The sequence below is a fragment of the Massilia sp. LMS1-1-1.1 genome (genome assembly GCF_040815535.1).
GTDB lineage: Bacteria > Pseudomonadota > Gammaproteobacteria > Burkholderiales > Burkholderiaceae_D > Janthinobacterium > Janthinobacterium aestuarii.
Window position 1 is genome coordinate 433,568 of record NZ_JBFPNG010000056.1, and the last position, 20,343, is coordinate 453,910.

General features: G+C 65.7%; 14 protein-coding genes. 5 read left to right on the forward strand and 9 right to left on the reverse strand.

All coding sequences use genetic code 11. From position 1 onward, the window contains the following. Positions 1-34: 34 nt before the first annotated feature. The 4 genes from MRBLMS1_RS26560 to MRBLMS1_RS26575 all read left to right on the forward strand — a co-directional run bounded on the left by MRBLMS1_RS26560 (position 35) and on the right by MRBLMS1_RS26575 (position 7,213). On the forward strand, positions 35-397 hold the full coding sequence (locus MRBLMS1_RS26560; RefSeq protein WP_485883231.1) for an Hpt domain-containing protein: 363 nt from the start codon (positions 35-37) through the stop codon (positions 395-397). Beyond that, positions 394-1,911, forward strand: coding sequence for a response regulator (locus tag MRBLMS1_RS26565; protein WP_485883233.1), 1,518 nt, complete (start codon positions 394-396; stop codon positions 1,909-1,911). The genes MRBLMS1_RS26560 and MRBLMS1_RS26565 overlap by 4 nt, the downstream gene beginning before the upstream one ends. Positions 1,912-2,032: 121 nt before the next feature. Continuing rightward, positions 2,033-3,724 (forward strand): sensor histidine kinase, encoded by a 1,692-nt coding sequence (locus MRBLMS1_RS26570; RefSeq protein ID WP_485883235.1) that lies wholly within the window; start codon positions 2,033-2,035, stop codon positions 3,722-3,724. Positions 3,725-3,781: 57 nt separating this feature from the next. Beyond that, positions 3,782-7,213, forward strand: coding sequence for a response regulator (locus tag MRBLMS1_RS26575; RefSeq protein ID WP_485883237.1), 3,432 nt, complete (start codon positions 3,782-3,784; stop codon positions 7,211-7,213). On the opposite strand, the gene MRBLMS1_RS26580 is transcribed toward MRBLMS1_RS26575, so the two are convergent. The 9 genes from MRBLMS1_RS26580 to MRBLMS1_RS26620 all read right to left on the reverse strand — a co-directional run bounded on the left by MRBLMS1_RS26580 (position 7,210) and on the right by MRBLMS1_RS26620 (position 19,668). Then, entirely contained in the window at positions 7,210-8,421 is a 1,212-nt protein-coding gene (locus MRBLMS1_RS26580; protein WP_485883239.1) for an NnrS family protein, read from the reverse strand. The two genes, MRBLMS1_RS26575 and MRBLMS1_RS26580, sit on opposite strands and share 4 nt — an antisense overlap. A 134-nt stretch (positions 8,422-8,555) precedes the next feature. After that, the gene (locus tag MRBLMS1_RS26585) at positions 8,556-9,218 is read right to left on the reverse strand and encodes a response regulator (RefSeq protein ID WP_034751227.1); all 663 of its coding nucleotides are present in this window, start codon (positions 9,216-9,218) and stop codon (positions 8,556-8,558) included. Between the two features lie 24 nt (positions 9,219-9,242). Continuing rightward, positions 9,243-11,129 carry a type IV pili methyl-accepting chemotaxis transducer N-terminal domain-containing protein gene (locus tag MRBLMS1_RS26590; RefSeq protein WP_235194215.1) on the reverse strand — a complete coding sequence of 629 codons (1,887 nt, stop codon included), beginning with the start codon at positions 11,127-11,129 and terminating at the stop codon, positions 9,243-9,245. A gap of 45 nt (positions 11,130-11,174) precedes the next feature. Next, positions 11,175-12,161 (reverse strand): GTP 3',8-cyclase MoaA, encoded by a 987-nt coding sequence (gene moaA, locus MRBLMS1_RS26595; RefSeq protein ID WP_485883241.1) that lies wholly within the window; start codon positions 12,159-12,161, stop codon positions 11,175-11,177. Positions 12,162-12,263: 102 nt separating this feature from the next. After that, positions 12,264-13,010 carry a peptidylprolyl isomerase gene (locus MRBLMS1_RS26600; protein ID WP_072453801.1) on the reverse strand — a complete coding sequence of 249 codons (747 nt, stop codon included), beginning with the start codon at positions 13,008-13,010 and terminating at the stop codon, positions 12,264-12,266. Between the two features lie 15 nt (positions 13,011-13,025). Continuing rightward, positions 13,026-13,712, reverse strand: coding sequence for a respiratory nitrate reductase subunit gamma (gene narI / locus MRBLMS1_RS26605; protein ID WP_128139446.1), 687 nt, complete (start codon positions 13,710-13,712; stop codon positions 13,026-13,028). Between the two features lie 27 nt (positions 13,713-13,739). Beyond that, entirely contained in the window at positions 13,740-14,408 is a 669-nt protein-coding gene (narJ, locus tag MRBLMS1_RS26610; RefSeq protein WP_485883244.1) for a nitrate reductase molybdenum cofactor assembly chaperone, read from the reverse strand. Between the two features lie 9 nt (positions 14,409-14,417). Next, positions 14,418-15,968 carry a nitrate reductase subunit beta gene (gene narH / locus MRBLMS1_RS26615; protein WP_034751243.1) on the reverse strand — a complete coding sequence of 517 codons (1,551 nt, stop codon included), beginning with the start codon at positions 15,966-15,968 and terminating at the stop codon, positions 14,418-14,420. 1 nt (position 15,969) lies between these two features. Then, the gene (locus MRBLMS1_RS26620) at positions 15,970-19,668 is read right to left on the reverse strand and encodes a nitrate reductase subunit alpha (RefSeq protein ID WP_139091859.1); all 3,699 of its coding nucleotides are present in this window, start codon (positions 19,666-19,668) and stop codon (positions 15,970-15,972) included. Between the two features lie 245 nt (positions 19,669-19,913). Between MRBLMS1_RS26620 and MRBLMS1_RS26625 the strand changes: the two genes are divergently transcribed. Beyond that, on the forward strand, positions 19,914-20,285 hold the full coding sequence (locus MRBLMS1_RS26625) for a hypothetical protein (RefSeq protein ID WP_034751248.1): 372 nt from the start codon (positions 19,914-19,916) through the stop codon (positions 20,283-20,285). The last annotated feature ends 58 nt before the right edge of the window (positions 20,286-20,343 follow it).

Genomic DNA, 20,343 nt, shown 5'->3' on the forward strand with positions numbered 1-20,343 from the left:
CCCGCCACCGCTTTCCCCTCGCCACGGAGCCGCCATGCCAGCCTATCGCCACATCGATCCTGCCGTGCTGTTCCATGCCACCGGCCACGACCTGGAGATGTTCCGCGCCCTGTCGCAGACCTACCTCGACACGTCGCCGGCCATGTTTGCGCGCGTCGAGCAGGCCGTGCGCGGCGGTGCGGCGCAAGCCATCGTGCATAGCTGCCATACCTTCCGCGGCACCGTGGCCCTGCTGGGCGCCGGCGCCCTCGTGGCGCGCCTGGCGGCACTCGAGCAACTGGTGCGCCATCAGGGCGTGGCGGCACCGGAATGGCTGGCCGAAACGGCGGCGCTGATCGGCGCAGTGGAGCAGGAAGTACGCCGCAGCATGCTCGAATACACGGGCGCGCAGGCATGAACGCGCGCCAGGCCGTCCTGCGCCTGGTGCACCACTACCGGCCGCGCACCACGGCGGCCATCGTCGGCCTGGTGCTGGTGGGCCTGCTGGCGCTGCGCATCGTCGTCTCCGGCGTGGTGCTGCACCGCGAAGCCGTCGATGACTGGAAACAGGACCTGTCCAATCTGTCGCTGCTGCTGGCGGAAAACACGGCGCAGAGCATGACGGCGGCCAGCCTGGTGCTCGACAGCGTCAGCAGCGAGATCGAAACCGCAGCCCCCGCGGACGCGCAGGCGCTGGCCGCCGCCGTCGGCACCCCGGCCATGCACCAGATGCTGCGGCACAAGATCGGCGGCGTGCCGCAAGTGGACGTGGTATCGATCGTCGGCAGCGATGCCGGCGTGCTGGCCTTCAGCCGCGCCTTTCCCGCGCCGTCCATCCACCTCGGCGAGCGCGACTACTTCGACTACCACCGGCGCCACCCGCACGGCGGCATGCATGTGAGCGCGCCCGTGCAAAACAAGGGCAATGGCGCCTGGACCTTCTATATCAGCCGGCGCATCAGCGGCCCGGACGGCCGTTTCCTGGGCGTGGTGCTGGTCGGCCTGTCGTGCGATTTCTTCAGCAAATTCTTCCAGAGCACCAGCATCGGCGAACACACGGCCTTTTCCCTGTACCGCAGTGACTACACGCTGCTGGCCCGCTGGCCGGCCGTGCCCGCCATGATGGGCAAGCGCAACCTGACGGGCAGCACCTACCGCCTGCTGGAACAGGGCAAGACCGATGGCGTGCTGCAGGTGGACACGCCGCGCGCAGCCGAGCAGGGCCGCCCGGTCAAGCGCCTGGCCGGCGTACGGCTGGTGCGCGACTATCCGCTGGCCGTCAACGTCACCGTGACGGACGAGGTCTACCTGGCGGGCTGGCGGCGCATGCTGCGCACCATGGGCGGCGCGGCCGTGGTCAGCCTGCTCGTGCTGGCCGGGGCCATCGCGCTGATCATGTCCCTGCTGCGGCGCCAGGAGCACGAGGCGGCCCTGGCCCTGACGCTGGCGCCGCAGACGCCGGCCGCCACATCGCCGGAGCCGGAGCCAGAGACAGCAGCGCCATCCGAATCCACACCCGCGCCTGCACCCGCCCCGGAACCGGGCGCGCGCATCCTGCTGGTCGAGGACACGGCGCTGAACCGCCAGCTCGTGTGCCTGCAGCTGGGATCCCGCGGCTACAGCATCGACACGGCGGAGAACGGCGCGCTGGGCCTGCAGGCGCTGGCCGAACGGCAGTACGACCTGGTGCTGATGGATTGCATGATGCCCGTCATGGACGGCTACCAGGCGTGCGAGGCCCTGCGCGCCCGCGAAGCGGCCAGCGGCGCGCCGCGCCTGCCCGTCATCGCCCTGACGGCCGGCGTCACCGAGGACGACCGGCAGCGCTGCGTGGCGGCCGGCATGGACGATTACCTGTCCAAGCCGTTTACGGCCAGCCAGCTGCGCGACATGGTCGAGCGCTGGCTGACGCGCCAGGCGGCGACACGTTAGCCGCCAGAGCCGGCGTTCAATACAACACTTCCCGCATACAAATCATTTTATTCGATAAATTCAATTATATTCGCTATAATTGATAAATCGCACGCAGAATGACAACCCTTGCGGAGGCAGCATGCAACAGCACGGATACTGGAATGCCATGGCCTGGCAGCGTTGGGAACGCTGGGATACGCGCACCCTGCTGTCGCTCTTCATGGCCATCCTGCTGACGGGGCTGTGGAGCATCACCGTGCTGCAACTGCGGCACGCCTACGACACTGCCATCGCCGGCGCCGGGCGCGATGCGCGCAGCATGGCGCGCGTCTTCGACGAACACGCGATCCGCACGATCGAGGCGGCGGACCAGGCGGCCACGTATTTGCGCAGCCGCTACCAGGCGCTGGGCAGCGGCCTCGACATCGTAACGGACCTGCAGCAAGGCCTCAGGCCCGGCCCCCTGTACAACCTGTTTACCATCGTCGACGAACAGGGCGACATGGTGCTGTCGAGCCGCCCCTTCCAGCCGACCAGGCTGGCCGACCGCGAGCACATCCGCGTACACATGCAGCGCGATAGCGGCGAACTGTATATCAGCAAGCCGGTGCTGGGCCGCGTATCGCAAAAATGGTCGATCCAGATGACGCGCCGCATCAACCATGCCGATGGCCGGTTCAAGGGCGTGGTGGTGGTCTCGATGGACCCGTATTACTTTACCCGCCTGTACGACGAAGTCGACCTCGGCGACAACAGCTCCACCGAGCTTGTCGGCAGCGACGGCGTGGTGCGCGCGCGCCGGGTCGGCGCCGCCGACACCATCGGCCAGGATATCGGCGCCAGCAAGGTATTTTCCTTGATGCAAGGTAAAACGCGGGGCGGCTTCACCGAACGCAGCCCCGTCGACGGCATCGTGCGCTTTTACGCATTTGAAAAACTGGCCGGCTACCCGCTGTACATGCTGGTCGGGCTGGACCGCGACACGGTATTGGCCGACTACGTCTCGCGCCGCAACCAGGCCTTGCTGATGGCGGCCGTCACGAGCTTGCTGATCGTGCTGTCGTGGGCCGCGCTGGTGCTGCTGATCGGCCGCCTGGTCGACAGCCGCGCCAGGGCCATCGCCGCCAGCGAAGCCAAGTCGCGCTTCCTGTCGAACATGTCGCATGAATTGCGCACGCCCCTCAACGGCATCCTCGGTTTCTCCGAGCTGCTGCAAGAGCAGCTGCGCGAGCCGGAACAGGCCGCCTACGCGCAAACAATACAGGACAGCGGCCGCCAGTTGCTGTCCATGGTCGAAGCGGCGATGGAATTGAGCGCGCTCGAGCACGATCAGGTCCGGCTGGAGTCCGCCGCCGCGCCATTGGACCAGTTGCTGGAACTGGCCTTGGCGCCGCACAGGCCGCGCGCGGCGCACAAGGGCTTGCAGCTGGCCGCGCAAGTGGCGCCCGCCACGCCGTCCAGCATCGATTGCGACCGCACCCGCCTCGTGCGCGTGCTCGACATCCTGCTCGATAACGCCATCCGCTACACGGCTGCGGGGCGGGTCGACGTGCACGTCACGCACAGCGGCGCGGACCTGCAGATCGAGGTGCGCGATACGGGCATCGGCATCGCACAGGCGCAGCAGGGCGTGATCTTCGACAAATTCTCGCAGGCCGACGACTCGCCGAGCCGCGCCCATGACGGCGCCGGCATGGGCCTGGCCATCGCGCGCCAGCTCGTCGCGCTGATGGGCGGCAGCATCGGCGTCGCGTCCGCGCCGGGCCAGGGCGCCGTCTTCCGCCTGCGGCTGCCGCTGGGCGGCAAATTGACCACACTATCACATGCATAGTTGCGCCAGTTGTGCGCAAAAGTTGTTCTCCATCCCTATCGGGTATAGCATCGCCACATGAGCTATCACACAGAGGCGGCGGCGTTGCGCAGACGATGGATCGAGTGGCTGTTCCTGCTTCTCGGGCTGCTGGTCGTCGCTGCCGCCCTCGCCTACGCGCATCTGGCCGAAGCGACGCGGCATGACGAGGCCGAACGCGAGCGCCTGAGCGTGCTGACGGCGCTGCTGGCAAAAAATATCGAAGTCGACCTGGCGGCGACCAACCTGGTGCTGGGCGGCGTGATCCGCGACTATCTGGCCGCCGGCACCGCACCCGACGCCGGGCAGGCGCTGCCCCGGCGCCTGGCCGCGCTGGTCGACGCCATGCCGGGCGTGCGCACCATGCTCGTCATCGATGCGCAAGGGAAGGCGGTCGCCACCAACATCGCGGAACTGGCAAACCAGGATTTTTCGCGCCGCGGCTACTTCCAGACGGCGCGCGACGCCCCCGATGCGCGCATGCTGTACATCTCGGCGCCCTTCCATTCCTTCAAGGGCGACCTGGTCATCACGGCGTCGCGCATGGTGCAGGACAAACAGGGACGCTTTGCCGGCGTGGTGGTGGCCACCTTCGCCCCCGAATACTTCACGGCCAAGTTCCGCACCGCCATGTACGCCCCCGACGTGTGGGCCGTGGTGCTGCATGGCGACGGCCAGCAATTTCTCAACTACCCGGCCAGGACTGCCAATGGCGGCAATATGGACGTCCCCGGCAGCTTCCTGCGGCGCTTTCGCGACAGCGGCTACCAGGCCGGCGTCCTGAGCGGCGTCGAAATTGCCGGCGCCGGCGCCCACACCGCCCCCCGCATCATGGCCATGGCGACCATCGCCCCCACGGCCCTGCGCATGGACCGCGCCCTGATCATTGGCCTGAGCCGCGAAGAAGCGGCCATCGCCGCCCCGCTGCGGCGCCAGGCGCTCGGCTACGTCCTGTCCTTTGCCGTGCTGGCGCTGGCCGCGGCCAGCCTGCTGTTCTGGAGCCAGCGGCGGCGCCGGCAGCAGGCCGCCTGGCATGCGGAACAGGAAAGCGAGCGCCAGGCCATGCAAGCCGTGTCCGACAGCGAAACGCGCTTTCGCACCCTGATCGAAGATGCGCCCGTGGCCATCGCCATCCTGCGCCACGGCCGCTTCATCTATTCGAATCCCCGCTACCGCAAGCTGCACGGCTATACGATGGAAGACAATCTGAACGGCCTGCCCTGGTCGGCCATGATTTCCCCGCCATCGCTGGCGGCGCTGGCCGCCAACGAAGCGCTGATCGAGGCCGATTCGCCCAGCGAACAGGTGTTCGAGGCCCTCGGCCTGGGCAAGCAGGGCCTTTCCATCCCCATGTTCAAGACCACCACGCGCGTGCTGCTCAAGGATGGACCGGCCACCCTGATCTTTGCCCAGGATATCTGCGCGCAAAAACAGGCCGAAGAGGCCATGCTGCTGGCGCGCGACGCGGCCGAAGCGGCGAACCGCAGCAAGGCGGAATTCCTCGCCAACATGAGCCATGAAATCCGCTCGCCGCTCAACGCCATCCTCGGCATGGCCTGGCTGCTGGAACGCGACGGCCTCGATGGCGAGGCGCTGCAGATGGCGCGCAAGATCCGCGCCGCGGGCCAGTCCCTGCTGGGCATCATCAACGACGTGCTCGACGTGTCGAAAATCGAGGCGGGCCACATGACCATCGAACAGGCGCCGTTCCGCCTGGCCGACGTGATCGACAAGATCGCCGCCAGCATGGGCGTTGCGGCGCATGACAAGCCGATCGAGGTGCGCATCGGACCGCTGCCCGAGGGCGTCGACCAGGTGATGGGCGACGCGCTGCGGCTGGAACAGGTGCTGGTCAACCTGACCAGCAATGCCATCAAGTTCACGACGCAGGGCACGGTCGAGCTGACGAGCGCCCTGGAAAGCCGCGACGGCGACGCCGCAGTGCTGTGTTTCAGCGTGCGCGACACGGGCATCGGCATCGCGCCCGAAGTGCAGGAAGCGATCTTTTCCGCCTTCGCCCAGGCCGACACGTCCACCACGCGCCGCTTCGGCGGCACGGGCCTGGGCCTGACCATCTGCCGCCAGCTGGTGCGCCTGATGGGCGGCTCCATGCGTCTGACCAGCGTCACGGGCCAGGGCAGCACCTTCAGCTTCACGGTGCCGCTACAGCTGATGGCCGCCAGCGTCCCGTCCTCGCCCGACATGCAGGGCTTGCGTGTGTTGCTGGCCGATGGCAAGGCCGACACGCGTGGCGCCGTGGCCGCCGTGGCGCGGGGCCTGGGCTGGAGCGTGCATGCCGTCTCCGGCGGCCAGGCGGCGCTCGAGCATGCGCTGGCCTGTGCCGAAGATGCGCGGCCAGGCGTCATCGTGCTGGCCGCGCGCATGCCCGACATGGACGGCGAAACCACGGCGCGCGCCCTGCGCGAGCACCTGCCGCCGCAGGATTGCCCCATCGTCATCCTGGCGGCCAGCGGCACGCCGGCGACAGCGCCCGCGCGCCGCCGTACGGACCCGGCCAATCCGGCCGATGCCATCCTCAATGAACCGGTGACGGCTTCCAGCCTGTACAACGCGACGATGGAAGCGCGCCAGCGGCGCGCCGAAGCGGCCGGCCTGGACGTTGGTCATGGGGCGCTGGGCGAGCGCGTGCTGGCCGGCGTGCGCGTGCTGGTGGTCGACGACAGCGACATCAACCGCGACGTGGTCAACCATATCCTGTGCGACCAGGGCGCCCTGCCCTCGTTCGCCTGTGACGGCCAGCAGGCGCTGGACTGGCTGCTGGCCCACCCGGCCGACGTCGACATCGTGCTGATGGATGTGCAGATGCCCGTCATGGATGGCTTGCAGGCGACGCGCGCGCTGCGCCAGTTGCCGCAGTTCCAGGACTTGCCCGTGGTGGCGCTGACGGCCGGGGCCTTCCAGACGCAGCGCGCGGCGGCGCTGGAAGCGGGCGTGAACCATTTCATCAGCAAACCGTTCGACGTGCCGCAGACCATCGCCCTGATCGCGCGCGCGCACCGGCGCCATGCGCAAGGGCTGCCGGCCCTGCCGCCCGTCGTGGCCGAAGCGGCGATGCCCGTGCGGACAGGCGGCGCGGCGCCCGTGATCGACCTGGCGCAAGGCATGGAGCAGTGGCTCGATGAAGCCCCCTACCGCCAGCACCTGTCGCACTTCGGCAGCACCTACCGCAACACGGTGGGCGCCATGCGCGCGCTGCTGGCGGCCAATGCACGCGCCGACGCCGCCGCGCTCGCGCACAAGCTGGCCGGCGTGGCCGGCAGCCTGGCACTGCCCGCCACCGTGCACGCGGCCCAGCAAGCCGAACAGCTGCTGCACGCGGGCGACGATGCGTCGGCCGCCCTCGATGCACTGGAACAGGCACTGGCGCAGGCCATCGAGGCCGCCGCCGCATTCACGGCACGGACGCCGCCCGGCCAGGCGACCGTGCCAATGACAAACTTGCCAGCCTAGCCTTCGCGGCCATCCACCCTGGCGCGCCACAGGTACGGCGCATACACGCATGCATACAGGCCAAAGGCCAGCGACCAGCAGGCGCCAGCGGCCAGCAGCAGCGGCATGGACAGCGAAGCGGGACCGACGGCGGCCAGCAGGCGCGCCAGCGCGCCCAGCTGGATCAGCCAGTACATCGCCGCTTCCGCCTTCCCGCCCTTGAGCGGCCGACCCGTGTGGCCCAGGGTAGTGCGCGTCATCATGCCGATGATCAGGCCCGCCATCGATCCCACCGTCAGCGCGTGCAAGGCGGCGCTGGCCGGCAGCAGGCCCAGGCTGGCGGCCGCCAGCAGCGCAAAGCCGATGCCTATCCACGCATACGACAGGTGCAAAATCCACAGCAACGGTACGCGCACCGTACGCTGCGGCTGCCAGGCCAGCAGGTTGGCCAGCGACACGCCGGCGGCGCAGAAGGCCAGCGGCACCGTCAGCCAGGCCGGCGCGCCGGCCAGCCACGCGATCGCGGCGGCCGCCATGCAGGCCACGGCCGCCAGCGCGCGTTTCGGACTGGCCACGGGCGTGCTGCCCGGTGCGCCGTTGCGGGTGAACATGGGGATCACGCGCGCGCCGATCACCGATTCGATCAGCACGATGATGAAGATGGCCGCCTGCACGGGCACAAACAGCGACAGCGGCAGCCAGCCCAGCACGGCCGCATGGAACAGGCCATTGGCCAGCGCCAGCAGGGCCAGCAAGCCGACGAGGAACAGGTTGCGCGTATTGCCCGAGCGGCGCAGCACCAGGTACAAAGGCCAGGCGGCCAGCGGCAGGAACAGCCAGTCGACCAGCGCCGGCAGCAGGCCGGGACCGCACAGCATGGCCACGCGCCCGGCCAGCCACAGCCCCACCAGCGCCATCAGCTGGGCGCCGTGCGGCGTCGACAAGCCCGTCCAGTTGCGCCCCGCCGTATAGAGGAAACCGACGACGACGGCCAGCGCGAAACCGAACACCATTTCATGCATGTGCCAGCCCAGCCCCACCTGCAGGCCGCCCGTCAGCCAGCCCGCATAACTGGCCAGCCACAGGGGAATGCCGATGGCCGCAAACACGGCCGCCAGCAGGTAGAACGGGCGGAAGCCCAGTTGCCAGACGGCGTGGCCGGCATGCCAGGGCGCGGCGCTGGCGGCGGCGGGAGGAGAAGATGGTTCGCTGATCGGGGTGATGGCCATGATGGGCTCTCTTTTAAAGATATATTCAATATACTACTTTAAAAGTGCGATGGCGGCCATCGGCAAAAAGGACTAGAAGAATGGATGGCAGCGGCCATGGGGCCGGCCCGGCGGGCCTGACCCCAACTACGCGGCTACTTGCCTTGCCGGTGCTCGACCGCGTACACGGCCGCCTGCACGCGGCTGGTAAGGTTGAGTTTTTTCAGCACGTTCTGCACGTGGATCTTGACCGTGCTTTCGGCCAGGTCGAGGGTGCGCGCGATGCCCTTGTTGCTCTCGCCGCGCGACAGGCAATCGATGATTTCCTTTTCACGGGGCGTGAGCTTGTCGAGTTCCGACACGGGTTCCTCGCGCCGCGTGCCCGCCTGCAGCTGCGCCACCAGCTTGCCCGTCATCGCTTCGGCGATGACGACTTCGCCGGCGGCAGCGCGGCGGATGGCGCGCACCAGGTAGTCGGCGTCGATGTTCTTGATCAGATAGCCGCAGGCGCCCGCGCGCAGGGCCGTGGCCAGGTCTTCCGCGTCTTCCGACACGGTCAGCATGACGATGGCCGTATCGGGGCAATCGTGCTGCATCAGCTGCAGCGCTTCCACGCCGGACATGCCGGCCATGTTCAGGTCCAGCAGCACCACGTCGGGCTGCAGCTGGATGGCGCGCTTGATGCCTTCCACGCCATCGGCCGCCTCGCCCACGACGGCAAAATCCGTATGCCGCTGCAGCAGCGAGCGTATGCCGCTGCGGAACAGCGCGTGGTCGTCGACCAGCATGACGGTGATCGGTTTATCGGGTGTCTCCATTTTTTTATACTTTCAGGTAGTTACTCAGGCGGCGCGGCGCTGCTCGCGCGACAGATGCAGTTCGACCGTGGTGCCGCCGCCCTGGCAGGCATGCACGTCGAACGTGGCGTCGATGCGCTGCGCGCGCTCGCGCATGATATGGATGCCGACATGGCTGTCGCCCTTTTCCAGCACGGCGGCAGCGTCGAAACCGACGCCATTATCGCTGATCGTCAGGGTAAAGTCCTGGTGATCGGCGAGGCGTACTTCGACGTGGCTGGCCTGGGCGTGCTTGCGGATGTTCGACAGCGCTTCCTGCACGATGAATAATAACTGCAATTGCTGCTCGCGGGGGAACGGCGCGCCGTCCACATCGGCCAGCAGTTCGGCGTCGATGCCCGTCTGGCGGCGGAATTTGTCCACGGCCGCGCGCAGGGAACCGATCAGATCGTCCTCCATCAGGCGGCTGCGGAAGTTGGCCAGCAATTCGCGCACGTCCTCGTAGCTTTCCTTCACGCCCGCATGCAGGGCCGGCACGATGCCCGCCACCTCGTCGAAACGCGCGTTGCGCACGGAGTCGTCGAGCATCTGCACCTGCAGGTTGAGGAAATTGAGGCTTTGCGCGATGCTGTCGTGCAGCCCCTGCGCCACCAGGTTGCGCTCTTCGGAAATGGCCATTTCGCGTTCGCGCGCGGCCAGGCGCAGGTTTTCCAGCGCGATGCCCAGCAGCTGGCCCAGGGTTTCCAGCAAGGCCAACTCGCGCGCGGAAAACACGCGCGCATGGCGGAAATGCAGGTTGAAGAAGCCCAGGTGCTGTTCGTGCGCGTGGATATGGAAGACGGAGACGGTGGCAAAGCCCTCGCGGTGGCAGCGCAGCTCGTGCGCCTTGTCGATGCGGCGCATGTCGTGCACCTTCGCCACCTTCATCTCGACGGCCGTGCCGCACAGGCAGTCGCCCACCTTCAGGCAATGCTCGGACGCCACCAGTTCCTCGGACAGGCCCGTATGCACGACCATGTGCAGGTTGCCCCGCTCGGCGTCGAGCACGCGCACGGTGGAGCCGTCCGCCTCGAAATAATCGACGATGCGCTGCATGAAGCCGCCGCAGATGTCTTCCAGAGGCTGCGGGCGCTGCAGGAAAGCGGCGCTTTCGTACAGCAGCGCCAGTTCGCGGTTGCGGTATTCGAGGGTGGCCGTCTTGCTGCGCACGCCCTCTTCCAGGTTGCCGTACAACGCCTGCAGGCGGTCGGCCATCTGGTTGAAGCCACTGGCCAGCTGGCCGAATTCGTCATTGCTTTCCACTGCCAGGCGCACGCTGAAATCGCGTTCCTTCATGCGCTGCATGCCCAGGCGCAGCCGCGTGACCGGTTCGATGATGAGCATGAACATCAGGTAAATCATGCTGACCGTGCCGATGACGGCCATGCCGACGAGGATCAGCTGCGAGGCGCGCAGCCAGAAGGTGCGCTGTTCGCTATCATGCTCGATCAGGCGCACCAGTTGATCGACCTGGCCGACGAAGGTGTCGGCGTCATGCTCGAACTGGCGCGCGCGCGCGGTGGAGTCGGCGGCCAGGGCCGCCGGGCGCAAGGCGCCACGCCAGGCCGTGCCGATGCGTTCGAATTCGGACTTGATGGCCGTGCTGGGGGGCAGGAACAGGGGGCGCTGCGGGTCGCCGTGGCCGATCTTGGCCAGGGTTTCGTCGATCAGCAGCACTTGCTGGCGCGCCTGTTCGCGCGCGTCGCTGGCAAGCAGCAGGGTCAGGCGGTAGGTCTGCATGCGCAGCCGGCCCGTCTCGTTGATGGCGGCCGAACTGCCTTCGAGCTGCCAGGACAGGAACAGGGTGCAGCCGATGGCACTCAAGGCCAGCACCAGCATGAGCAGCAGCGCGCCGACGATCTTGGTCGACAGCTTCTGCCAGGAGGAAAACATCGCCTTGAATTTCATACCGCCCTTGAGTGTAAATACAAAACTGCCTCAGCCGCCCGTCTGTGCCATGAACCTGATAATTTTATCGGGCTGCGTATTGAAATCATGCTGCTGCGGCTTCAGTTCGATGGCGGCGCGGATCGCCGCTTCGATCTCCGCATCCGTGCCCCCGCCGCGCAGCATGGGGCCGAGGGCGAATTTCTCTTCCTGCCCCAGGCACAAATACAGGGTACCATCGACGGACAGGCGCACGCGGTTGCAGGTGGCGCAAAAATGCTGCGACATGGGCGTAATGAAGCCGATGCTCGAGCGCCCATCGGCTGTCGACATGTAGCGCGCCGGCCCGCCGCCGAGCTCTGTTGCCTGCGGCACCAGGCCAAAACGGGCCGCCAGGCGCTCGCGCACGGGACCGAGCGGCATATAACTGGCATTGCGGCCCGTGCTGCCCATGGGCATGGCTTCGATCAGGCGCAGGATGAACTGCTGCTCGATGCAAAACGCCGCCATGGCCTCGATCTGGCCGTCATTGATGCCGCGCATGGCCACCATATTGATCTTGATCGGGTCGAAACCGGCCGCCTTGCCCGCCATCAGCCCATCGAGAATCGGCTGCAGGCTGTCGCGCCCCGTGATCTGCTGCATGCAGGCGCGGTCGAGCGAATCGAGGCTGACGTTGATGCGGTCCACGCCCGCCGCGCGCAAAGCCACGGCGTGCTTGCCCAACTGGGTGGCGTTGGTCGACAGCGACAAGTCCTGCAAACCAGGCAATGCCGTCAGCCGCTGCGCCAGTTCCGGCAGATTGCGCCGCAACAGCGGTTCGCCGCCCGTCAGGCGCACGCGGCGCGTGCCAAGGCGAACGAAAATGCCCAGCAGGCGTTCGATCTCGTCGAACGTCAGCCAGTCCTTCGGCTCCTCGAAGCCGCGAAAGCCCTTGGGCATGCAGTAACTGCAGCGCAAGTCGCAGCGGTCGGTGACGGACAGCCGCACATAATCGATCGAACGGCCAAAACGGTCCTGCAACTTGACGCTACCCATGACGCTACTCCTGTTTCTTACTTGATTGTAAAGGCTGGGGCACGATCTGGCTGTGCCCCAGAAGGCCTAGCGGCCTACGCCTTTCGGCCTACGCATTTCTACCTACTGAACCAGCGGGCTGGCCGTGCCTTCGAGCTCGATGCCGGCGATCTCGGCGCGCCCCACCAACAAGTGCAGATACTGGTGCACGGCCCGCTGCCACGCGGCCCGCGACAGGCGGTCGGCGATCTGCGCCTGCACGGCCTCGTAGGCGATGGGCTGGCCTTCGACCCGGCGCAGCACTTGCACGATGTGGTAGCCGAAGCGCGTTTCCAGCAAATGGCCGGCCAGCGCGCCCGCTTCCAGGCGGAACAGCAGCGCGTCGAACTCCGGCACGCTCTGGCCCGGCGACAGCTGGCCCAGGTTGCCCCCCAGGGCGCCCGACGGGCAGTTCGAATACTGCGCCGCCAGTTCGCCGAAGCGCTCGGGCGCCAGTTTCAAGGCGTCGAGCACGGCTTGCGCCGTCGTGCGCAGCAGCTCCAGGGGCGCCTCGGGCGTCACCTGGAACAGGATGTGGCGCGCCTCGACCAGCGCCCCGCTGCAAAACAGCTGCGGGCGCTGCGCATAAAAGGTGCGGCAAGCCGCATCGTCGGCGGGCGGCACGCGCACTTCCTGCGCAAACAGCGCTTCGATGCGGTCATCAATACTGCCGCCCTGCACGCCGAGGCGCTCGGCTTCCTCCAGCAGCAGCCGGCGCAGCACCAGTTCATGCACGGCCTGCTTCAAAGGGTTGCCGGCACCGTCGTGATGCGGCAGTTCCTGCGCGATGTCGGCATCGTCGATATCGATGCCATTGACGGAGATTCCCATGATGTGACTCCTTTCTTAACGGCGGCGAACCAGCTGGTAAGCGCGGCCCAGATATCCGATGGCGCCGAAGCCGCTCCACACGTGCACCAGACGGGTGAACGGGAAGATGACGAACAGCGACATGCCCATGAACAGGTGCAGCTTGAACACCAGCGGCGCATCGACGATGAAGCTGGCGGCGTCACCGCGGAAGGTCACGATGTGCTGCGCCCAGTTCATCAGCAAGACCATCATGTGGCCATCCATGTGCGAAGCCGAGACGAAGATCGAGGACAGGCCCAGCAGCAAGGTCAGCAGGATCCACAGCATCACCAGCTTGTCGCCGGCCGTGGTGACGGCGCGCAGCCGGTCGTTACTGAAGCGGCGCACCAGCAGGATCAGGATGCCGGCCAGGCACAGGCCGCCCATCACGCCGCCGGCCGCCATGGCTACGCCCTGCTTCAGGCTGTGCGACACGCCCAGGGTATCCCACACCCAGACGGGGGTGAGCAAGCCGGCCGCATGGCCGAACAGCAGGCCGATGATGCCGATGTGGAACAGGATATTGCCCAGGCGCAGACTGCCGCGGTGCAGCAGCTGGCTGGAATCGGACTTCCACGTGTATTGCTCGCGGTCGAAACGGATCAGGCTACCGAGGAAAAAGATGGCCAGCGCGATGTATGGATAAATGCCATACACAAATTGATGCAAGTAATTACTCATGATGTACTCTCCTCATGCGGGCGCGCTTCAAGCGGCGCGCCGCGGCTGCGGGTGAAAATGCACGGGATGGACGCCGCCCGGAACCTGGGCCGGACCTTGGCGCAGCAGGGGCTCGACGCCGTCCGCACCGGGACCGAAGGTTTCCAGCGCTTCATCCATGTCGCGCACCGGCGGTTCGGCCAGCATTTCCGCCGCCACGGGGCTCAGGCGTTCGAGCAAGGTGAAGACGGGCGCGTACGGGCTGCCGTTGGCCGTCAGCTTGCGGCCGATGTGCGCCAGCACGTGGACGGCGTCGCCCAGCAGCGGTGCCGAAGCTTCCTCGTCGAGCTGCGCGAGGAATTCCAGGAACAGCGGCACGAAGTCGGGCAAGTCGTCGCCCACCATTTGCAGGCCATGGCGCTTGTATTCCTCCATCAGGTCGACCATGGCCTGGCCCCGGTCGCGCGATTCGCCGTGGATATGCTCGAACAGATGCAGCGAGTGCGACGGATTGCGGTCGAACGTGGCCACGTACTGCTGCTGCAGGTCGATCAGGCTGCTGCTTTCCAGGTGTGCCAGCAAGGGCCGCAGCAGCGCTTGCTGTTCCGGCACGGCCGCCAGCGCGGCGTCCAGCTGCGGCAGGTGGGCGATCAGCTCGGGCTCCGGATACAGCAGCAGTCGCGAAAGGACTTGGTAGTGATGCATAGCGTGTTCCATATCAGCTCCTTAAGCGCCTGGCGCCGTTTTGCGCGACTTCGGCATCTGCATGAAGATGGCCGAACCGTGTTTTTTCTTGCCGAACAAGGTCGGTTCGCTGGTGCCGTCCGAGCAGCCGTTGCCGAAGCTGAAGCCGCACGAACCCTTCTCGTTGAAGCTGTCCTCGGCCATTTCCTTGTGGCTGCTGGGGATGACGAAGCGGTCTTCGTAGTTGGCGATGGCCATGATGTGGTACATGTCCTCCACCTGCGCCTTGCTCAATCCCACCTGTTTCAGGACCGTGAGGTTTTCCACCTTCTCGACGGTCTTGCTGCGCATGTAGGCACGCATGGCCAGCATGCGGTCCAGCGCCGTGACGATAGGCGGCTGGTCGCCGGCCGTCAGCAGATTGGCCAGGTACTGCACGGGAATGCGCAGGCTTTGGGTGTCCGGCAGCATGCCATTCACGCCCAGCTTGCCCGATTCGGCGGCCGCCTGGATAGGCGACAGCGGCGGCACGTACCACACCATCGGCAAGGTGCGGTATTCGGGATGCAGCGGGAATGCCACTTTCCACTCGACGGCCATCTTGTAGACGGGCGACTTGACGGCCGCTTCCAGCCAAAGGTCCGGGATGCCCTGGCGGCGCGCCTCGGCGATGATGGCCGGGTCGTGCGGATCGAGGAACAGGTCGAGCTGCGCCTGGTACAGGTCCTGCTCCTGCGGCACGGAGGCGGCAGCCTCGATCTTGTCGGCGTCGTACAGCAGCACGCCCAGGTAGCGGATGCGGCCCACGCACGTTTCCGAGCACACGGTAGGCTGGCCAGCTTCGATGCGGGGGAAGCAGAACGTGCACTTCTCCGCCTTGCCCGACGACCAATTGTAGTAAATCTTCTTGTACGGGCAACCGGAGATGCACATGCGCCAGCCGCGGCACTTGTCCTGGTCGATCAGCACGATGCCGTCGTCTTCGCGCTTGTACACGGAGCCGGAAGGGCAAGACGCCACGCACGTCGGGTTGAGGCAATGCTCGCACAGGCGCGGCAAGTACATCATGAAGGTGTTTTCGAACGTGCCGTACATCTCCTTCTGCATGTTGTCGAACAGTTTGTCCTTGCTGCGCTGGGCAAACTCGCCGCCCAGGTCATCTTCCCAGTTCGGACCCCACTCGATTTTTTCCATCTTTTTCCCCGTCAGCACGGAGATCGGACGGGCCGTCGGCGGCGTCTGCGACAGCGGCGCGCTTTGCAGATGCTCGTAGTCGTAGGTGAACGGCTCGTAGTACTCGTCGATGGCGGGCAGGTTCGGGTTGGCGAAGATATTCGCCAGGATCTTCAAACGGCTGCCCTGGCGCGGCTCGATCTTGCCCGCATCCGTGCGGCGCCAGCCGCCATTCCACTTGTCCTGGTTTTCCCACTGCTTCGGATAGCCGATGCCGGGCTTGGTTTCCACGTTGTTGAACCATGCGTACTCGACGCCGTCGCGGCTGGTCCATACGTTCTTGCAGGTGACGGAACAGGTGTGGCAGCCGATGCACTTGTCCAGGTTCAGCACCATGCCGATTTGCGCTCTGATTTTCATACTATGCTCCTTGTTCCTGCAACGGGCCTTCGAGCCAGTCGACCTTGTTCATCTTGCGCACCAATACGAATTCATCGCGGTTGGAGCCCACCGTGCCGTAGTAATTGAAGCCGTAGGCCAGCTGGGCGTAGCCGCCGATCATGTGCGTCGGCTTGGGCACGGCGCGCGTCACCGAGTTATGGATGCCGCCCCGCTTGCCCGTCATCTCCGCGCCAGGCACGTTGATGATCTTTTCCTGGGCGTGGTACATCATCGTCATGCCGGCCGGGATGCGCTGGCTGACGATGGCGCGCGCCGTCAGGCTGCCATTGACGTTGAAGACTTCGATCCAGTCGTTGTCGACGATGCCGGCAGCTTGCGCGTCCGTCTCCGACAGCCACACGTGCGGTCCGCCGCGCGACAGTGTCAGCATGCGCAGGTTGTCCGAATACGTGGAGTGGATGCCCCACTTCTGGTGCGGCGTCAAAAAGTTCAGCGCCAGTTCCTTGTTGCCATTCGGCTTGGTGCCCAGCAGCGCTTCCGTCGTCTTCGTGTTGATGGCCGGCTTGTACACGCACAGTCCCTCGCCGAAATCGCGCATCCACAGGTGATCCTGGTAGAACTGCTGGCGGCCAGTCAAGGTGCGCCAAGGGATCAATTCATGCACGTTGGTATAGCCGGCCGTGTAGCTGACTTCTTCGCTTTCCAGGCCAGACCAGGTGGGCGAAGAAATGATCTTGCGCGGCTGCGCCTGCACATCGCGGAAGCGGATGCTGTCATGCTCGCGCGGCAGCGCCAGATGCGTGTGGTCGCGTCCCGTGATGGAGGACAGCGCGGCCCAGGCTTTCACGGCCACGTGGCCATTCGTTTCCGGCGCCAGCGACAAAATCATCTCGGCCGCATCGATGGCCGTATCGAGGCGCGGCTGGCCCTGCGACACGCCTTCGTCCAGCACCGTGCGGTTGATGCCGCGCAGGACGTCGACTTCATGGCCCGTTTTCCAGGAAATGCCCTTGCCGCCGTTGCCGATGGTTTCCAGTAGCGGGCCGATCGAGGTGAACTTCTTGTACACGTCGCGGTAATTGCGCTCGACCACCGTCATGTTCGGCATGGTCTTGCCGGGAATGGCTTCGCATTCGCCGGCGCGCCAATCCTTGGGATCGAAAGGCTGGCCCAGTTCGCCCGGCGTGTCGTGCATCAGCGGCGTGAGGATGATGTCTTGCTGGGTGCCCAGCAGCTCGCCGCCTATTTCCGAGAATTTCTCGGCCAGGCCCTTGTAGATTTCCCAATCCGACTTCGATTGCCACAGCGGCTGCACGGCTTCGGACAGCGGGTGGATGAACGGATGCATGTCCGACGTATTCAAGTCATCCTTTTCATACCAGGTGGCCGTCGGCAGCACCACGTCGCCATACAGACAGGTGGTCGACATGCGGAAGTCCAGCACCACCAGCAGATCGAGCTTGCCTTCGGCGGCCGGGCGCACTTTCACCTGTTTCGGCGTGAGGCAGTCGTCTTCATCGCTGAGCAAGCCGTTTTGCGTGCCGAGCAGGTATTTCAGGAAGTACTCGTGGCCCTTGCCCGAGCTGCCGAGGATATTTGAGCGCCACACGAACATATTGCGCGGGAAGTTGGCCGGATTGTCCGGGTCGTCGCACGAGAACTGCAGCTGGCCCGCCTTGATCTGGTCTAGCGCATACGCGGCCGGCTTCTGGCCTGCGGCGGCAGCGGCCTTGGCCACTTCCAGCGGATTCGTTTGCAGCTGCGGCGCCGATGGCAGCCAGCCCATGCGTTCAGCCTTGGCGTTGTAGTCGAGCAGGGTCAGGTCGCCCGTGCCGCCGGCCGCCGATGGCGAGGCGATGTCGCCCGTTTCCAGCTTTTCGTGGCGCCACTGGCTCGTGTGGGCATAGAAGAACGAGGTGCCGTTCATCTGGCGCATCGGACGTACCCAGTCCTGGGCGAAGGCCAATGGCGTCCAGCCCGTTTGCGGACGCAGCTTTTCCTGGCCCACGTAATGGGCCCAGCCGCCGCCGGACTGGCCGATACAGCCGCACATCATCAGCATGTTGATGATGCCGCGGTAGGTCATGTCCATGTGGTACCAGTGATTCAGGCCGGCGCCCACGATGACCATGCTCTTGCCGCGCGTCTGGTCCGCGTTTTCCGCGAACTGGCGCGCCACGGTGATGACGTCGGCGCGTTTCACGCCCGTGTGCTTCTCTTGCCACGCGGGGGTGTACGGCACGTCGTCGTCATAGCTTTCCGCCACGTTTTCGCCGCCCAGGCCGCGGTCGATGCCGTAGTTGGCCAGGGTCAGGTCGAACACGGTGGTGACCAGGCCCGTCGTGCCGTCGGCCAGGCGGATGGTTTTCACCGGCACCTTGCGCAGCAACATGTCGGACGCGTCCTTGCCGCCGAAGTAGGCAAAGCCCACTTCCGTGACGGCGTCGCTGTCGTTGATCATGGAGAGCATCGGCACGATGGGCGCGCCGCTGCCGCCTGCCTTCTGTTCCAGGTTCCACTTGCCCGACTCGCCCCAGCGGAAGCCGATGGAGCCGGCCGGCGCGGTGATGGCACCCGTGGTCTCGTCGATGACGAGGGTTTTCCATTCCGGGTTATTGGTTTCGTCGAGGTTGTTGTCCAGGTGCGAAGCGCGCAGGAAGTAGTCGGGCACGAGGGTGCCGTTATGTTCCTTGAGCAGGACCAGCATGGGGAAGTCCGTGTACTGGCGCGCATAGTCGCGGAAGTAGGCGCTCTGCCCTTCCGAGTGGAATTCCTTGAGGATGACGTGGCCCATGGCCAGCGCCAGCGCGGCGTCCGTGCCCTGCTTCGGCGCCAGCCAGATGTCGCCGAACTTCACCATTTCGCCGTAGTCGGACGAGATGGCGACGGTTTTCGTGCCCTTGTAGCGCACTTCCGTGTAGAAGTGGGCGTCCGGCGTGCGCGTCATCGGCACGTTCGAGCCCCACACCATCAGATAGGTCGAGTTGTACCAGTCGGCCGATTCCGGCACGTCCGTCTGCTCGCCCCACACTTGCGGGCTGGCTGGCGGCAAGTCGCAGTACCAGTCGTAGAAACTCAGGGCCACGCCGCCGATCAGCGACAGGTAGCGCGTGCCGGAAGCATAGCTGACCATGGACATGGCGGGAATCGGCGAGAAGCCGACGATGCGGTCCGGGCCGTATTTCTTGATCGTCAGCGCATTCGCGGCGGCGATGATTTCATTCGATTCTTCCCACGTGGCGCGCACGAAGCCGCCCAGGCCGCGGATGGATTTGTACTGCTGCGAGCGCACGGGGTCCTGGCTGATCCAGTCCCAGGCCGTGACGGGATCCATGGTCTTGCGCGCTTCGCGCCACATTTCCATCAGGCGGCCGCGCACCATCGGGTATTTCACGCGCTGCGCCGAATACACGTACCAGGAATAGCTGGCACCGCGCGGGCAGCCGCGCGGTTCGTGGTTGGGCAGGTCGGGCCGCGTGCGCGGGTAATCGGTTTGCTGGGTTTCCCAGGTGATCAGGCCGTTCTTGACGTACACCTTCCAGCTGCACGAGCCGGTACAGTTCACGCCATGCGTGGAGCGCACGATCTTGTCGTGCTGCCAGCGCTGGCGGTAGGCGTTTTCCCAGGTACGGTCTTCATCGACCACGGTGCCGTGGCCGTTTGAAAACGGCTCGGCGGGCTTGCTAAAAAATTTCAGGCGGTCCAGAAAGTGACTCATGCTACCTCCACATTGCGCCGCCGACAGCGGCGCCAGGTCTTAAAAAACGCTGCAAGCACGATGGCTCAAGCGTCGATACAAACAGTCTATCGATGCGCCGTGCCCGGCGGTATTGGCAAGAAGTCGGTTTCCGGCACCAGGAATGCATAGGCGCGTAGTCACCCGGATAGTCACTATTGCCTATGGGCGGCAACGCGGAGCTGCGGTATACCTGTCGTCATCGTTCAACACAGAGAAAGAGCATCATGCCGATTACCGATTACGCCAGCCTGCTGAGCAGCGCCCGCAACCAGGAGCAGCCGCAACGCCTGCTGTTCACCTTTACCCAGGCGCAGGCCCAGCCTGGCGGCCAGGGCAAGTCCCTCACGCCCGTGATGTGCGCCGACAAGCTGCCCGAGGAACTGGACAGCTTCGAGACGTTAAAGGAGGAGTCGAAACAGATGCAGACGCACTGGGACGTGGTCTTCGTGGCGGGACTGGCGGGCCGCGAGGGCCAGCCGCCCGCCGCGCAGGAATGCGAGGCGCCCCTGCGCGCCATGGTGACGGCCATCGAGCAAGGCCGCATCGACAGCCTGCTGGCGTTTGACCGCAGCGGGGATTTGTTACGTTTTAGTTGACGGAACTTGTCGGATTACGGCCTGCGGCCGAATCCGACCTACGTGATTGATGTAGAGC

Coding starts and splice junctions, on each gene's coding strand:
- MRBLMS1_RS26560 (WP_485883231.1), top strand. CDS start 35: ATGCCAGCCTATCGCCACATCGATCCTGCCGTGCTGTTCCATGCCACC.
- MRBLMS1_RS26565 (WP_485883233.1), top strand. CDS start 394: ATGAACGCGCGCCAGGCCGTCCTGCGCCTGGTGCACCACTACCGGCCG.
- MRBLMS1_RS26570 (WP_485883235.1), top strand. CDS start 2,033: ATGCAACAGCACGGATACTGGAATGCCATGGCCTGGCAGCGTTGGGAA.
- MRBLMS1_RS26575 (WP_485883237.1), top strand. CDS start 3,782: ATGAGCTATCACACAGAGGCGGCGGCGTTGCGCAGACGATGGATCGAG.
- MRBLMS1_RS26580 (WP_485883239.1), bottom strand. CDS start 8,421: ATGGCCATCACCCCGATCAGCGAACCATCTTCTCCTCCCGCCGCCGCC.
- MRBLMS1_RS26585 (WP_034751227.1), bottom strand. CDS start 9,218: ATGGAGACACCCGATAAACCGATCACCGTCATGCTGGTCGACGACCAC.
- MRBLMS1_RS26590 (WP_235194215.1), bottom strand. CDS start 11,129: ATGTTTTCCTCCTGGCAGAAGCTGTCGACCAAGATCGTCGGCGCGCTG.
- moaA (WP_485883241.1), bottom strand. CDS start 12,161: ATGGGTAGCGTCAAGTTGCAGGACCGTTTTGGCCGTTCGATCGATTAT.
- MRBLMS1_RS26600 (WP_072453801.1), bottom strand. CDS start 13,010: ATGGGAATCTCCGTCAATGGCATCGATATCGACGATGCCGACATCGCG.
- narI (WP_128139446.1), bottom strand. CDS start 13,712: ATGAGTAATTACTTGCATCAATTTGTGTATGGCATTTATCCATACATC.
- narJ (WP_485883244.1), bottom strand. CDS start 14,408: ATGGAACACGCTATGCATCACTACCAAGTCCTTTCGCGACTGCTGCTG.
- narH (WP_034751243.1), bottom strand. CDS start 15,968: ATGAAAATCAGAGCGCAAATCGGCATGGTGCTGAACCTGGACAAGTGC.
- MRBLMS1_RS26620 (WP_139091859.1), bottom strand. CDS start 19,668: ATGAGTCACTTTCTGGACCGCCTGAAATTTTTTAGCAAGCCCGCCGAG.
- MRBLMS1_RS26625 (WP_034751248.1), top strand. CDS start 19,914: ATGCCGATTACCGATTACGCCAGCCTGCTGAGCAGCGCCCGCAACCAG.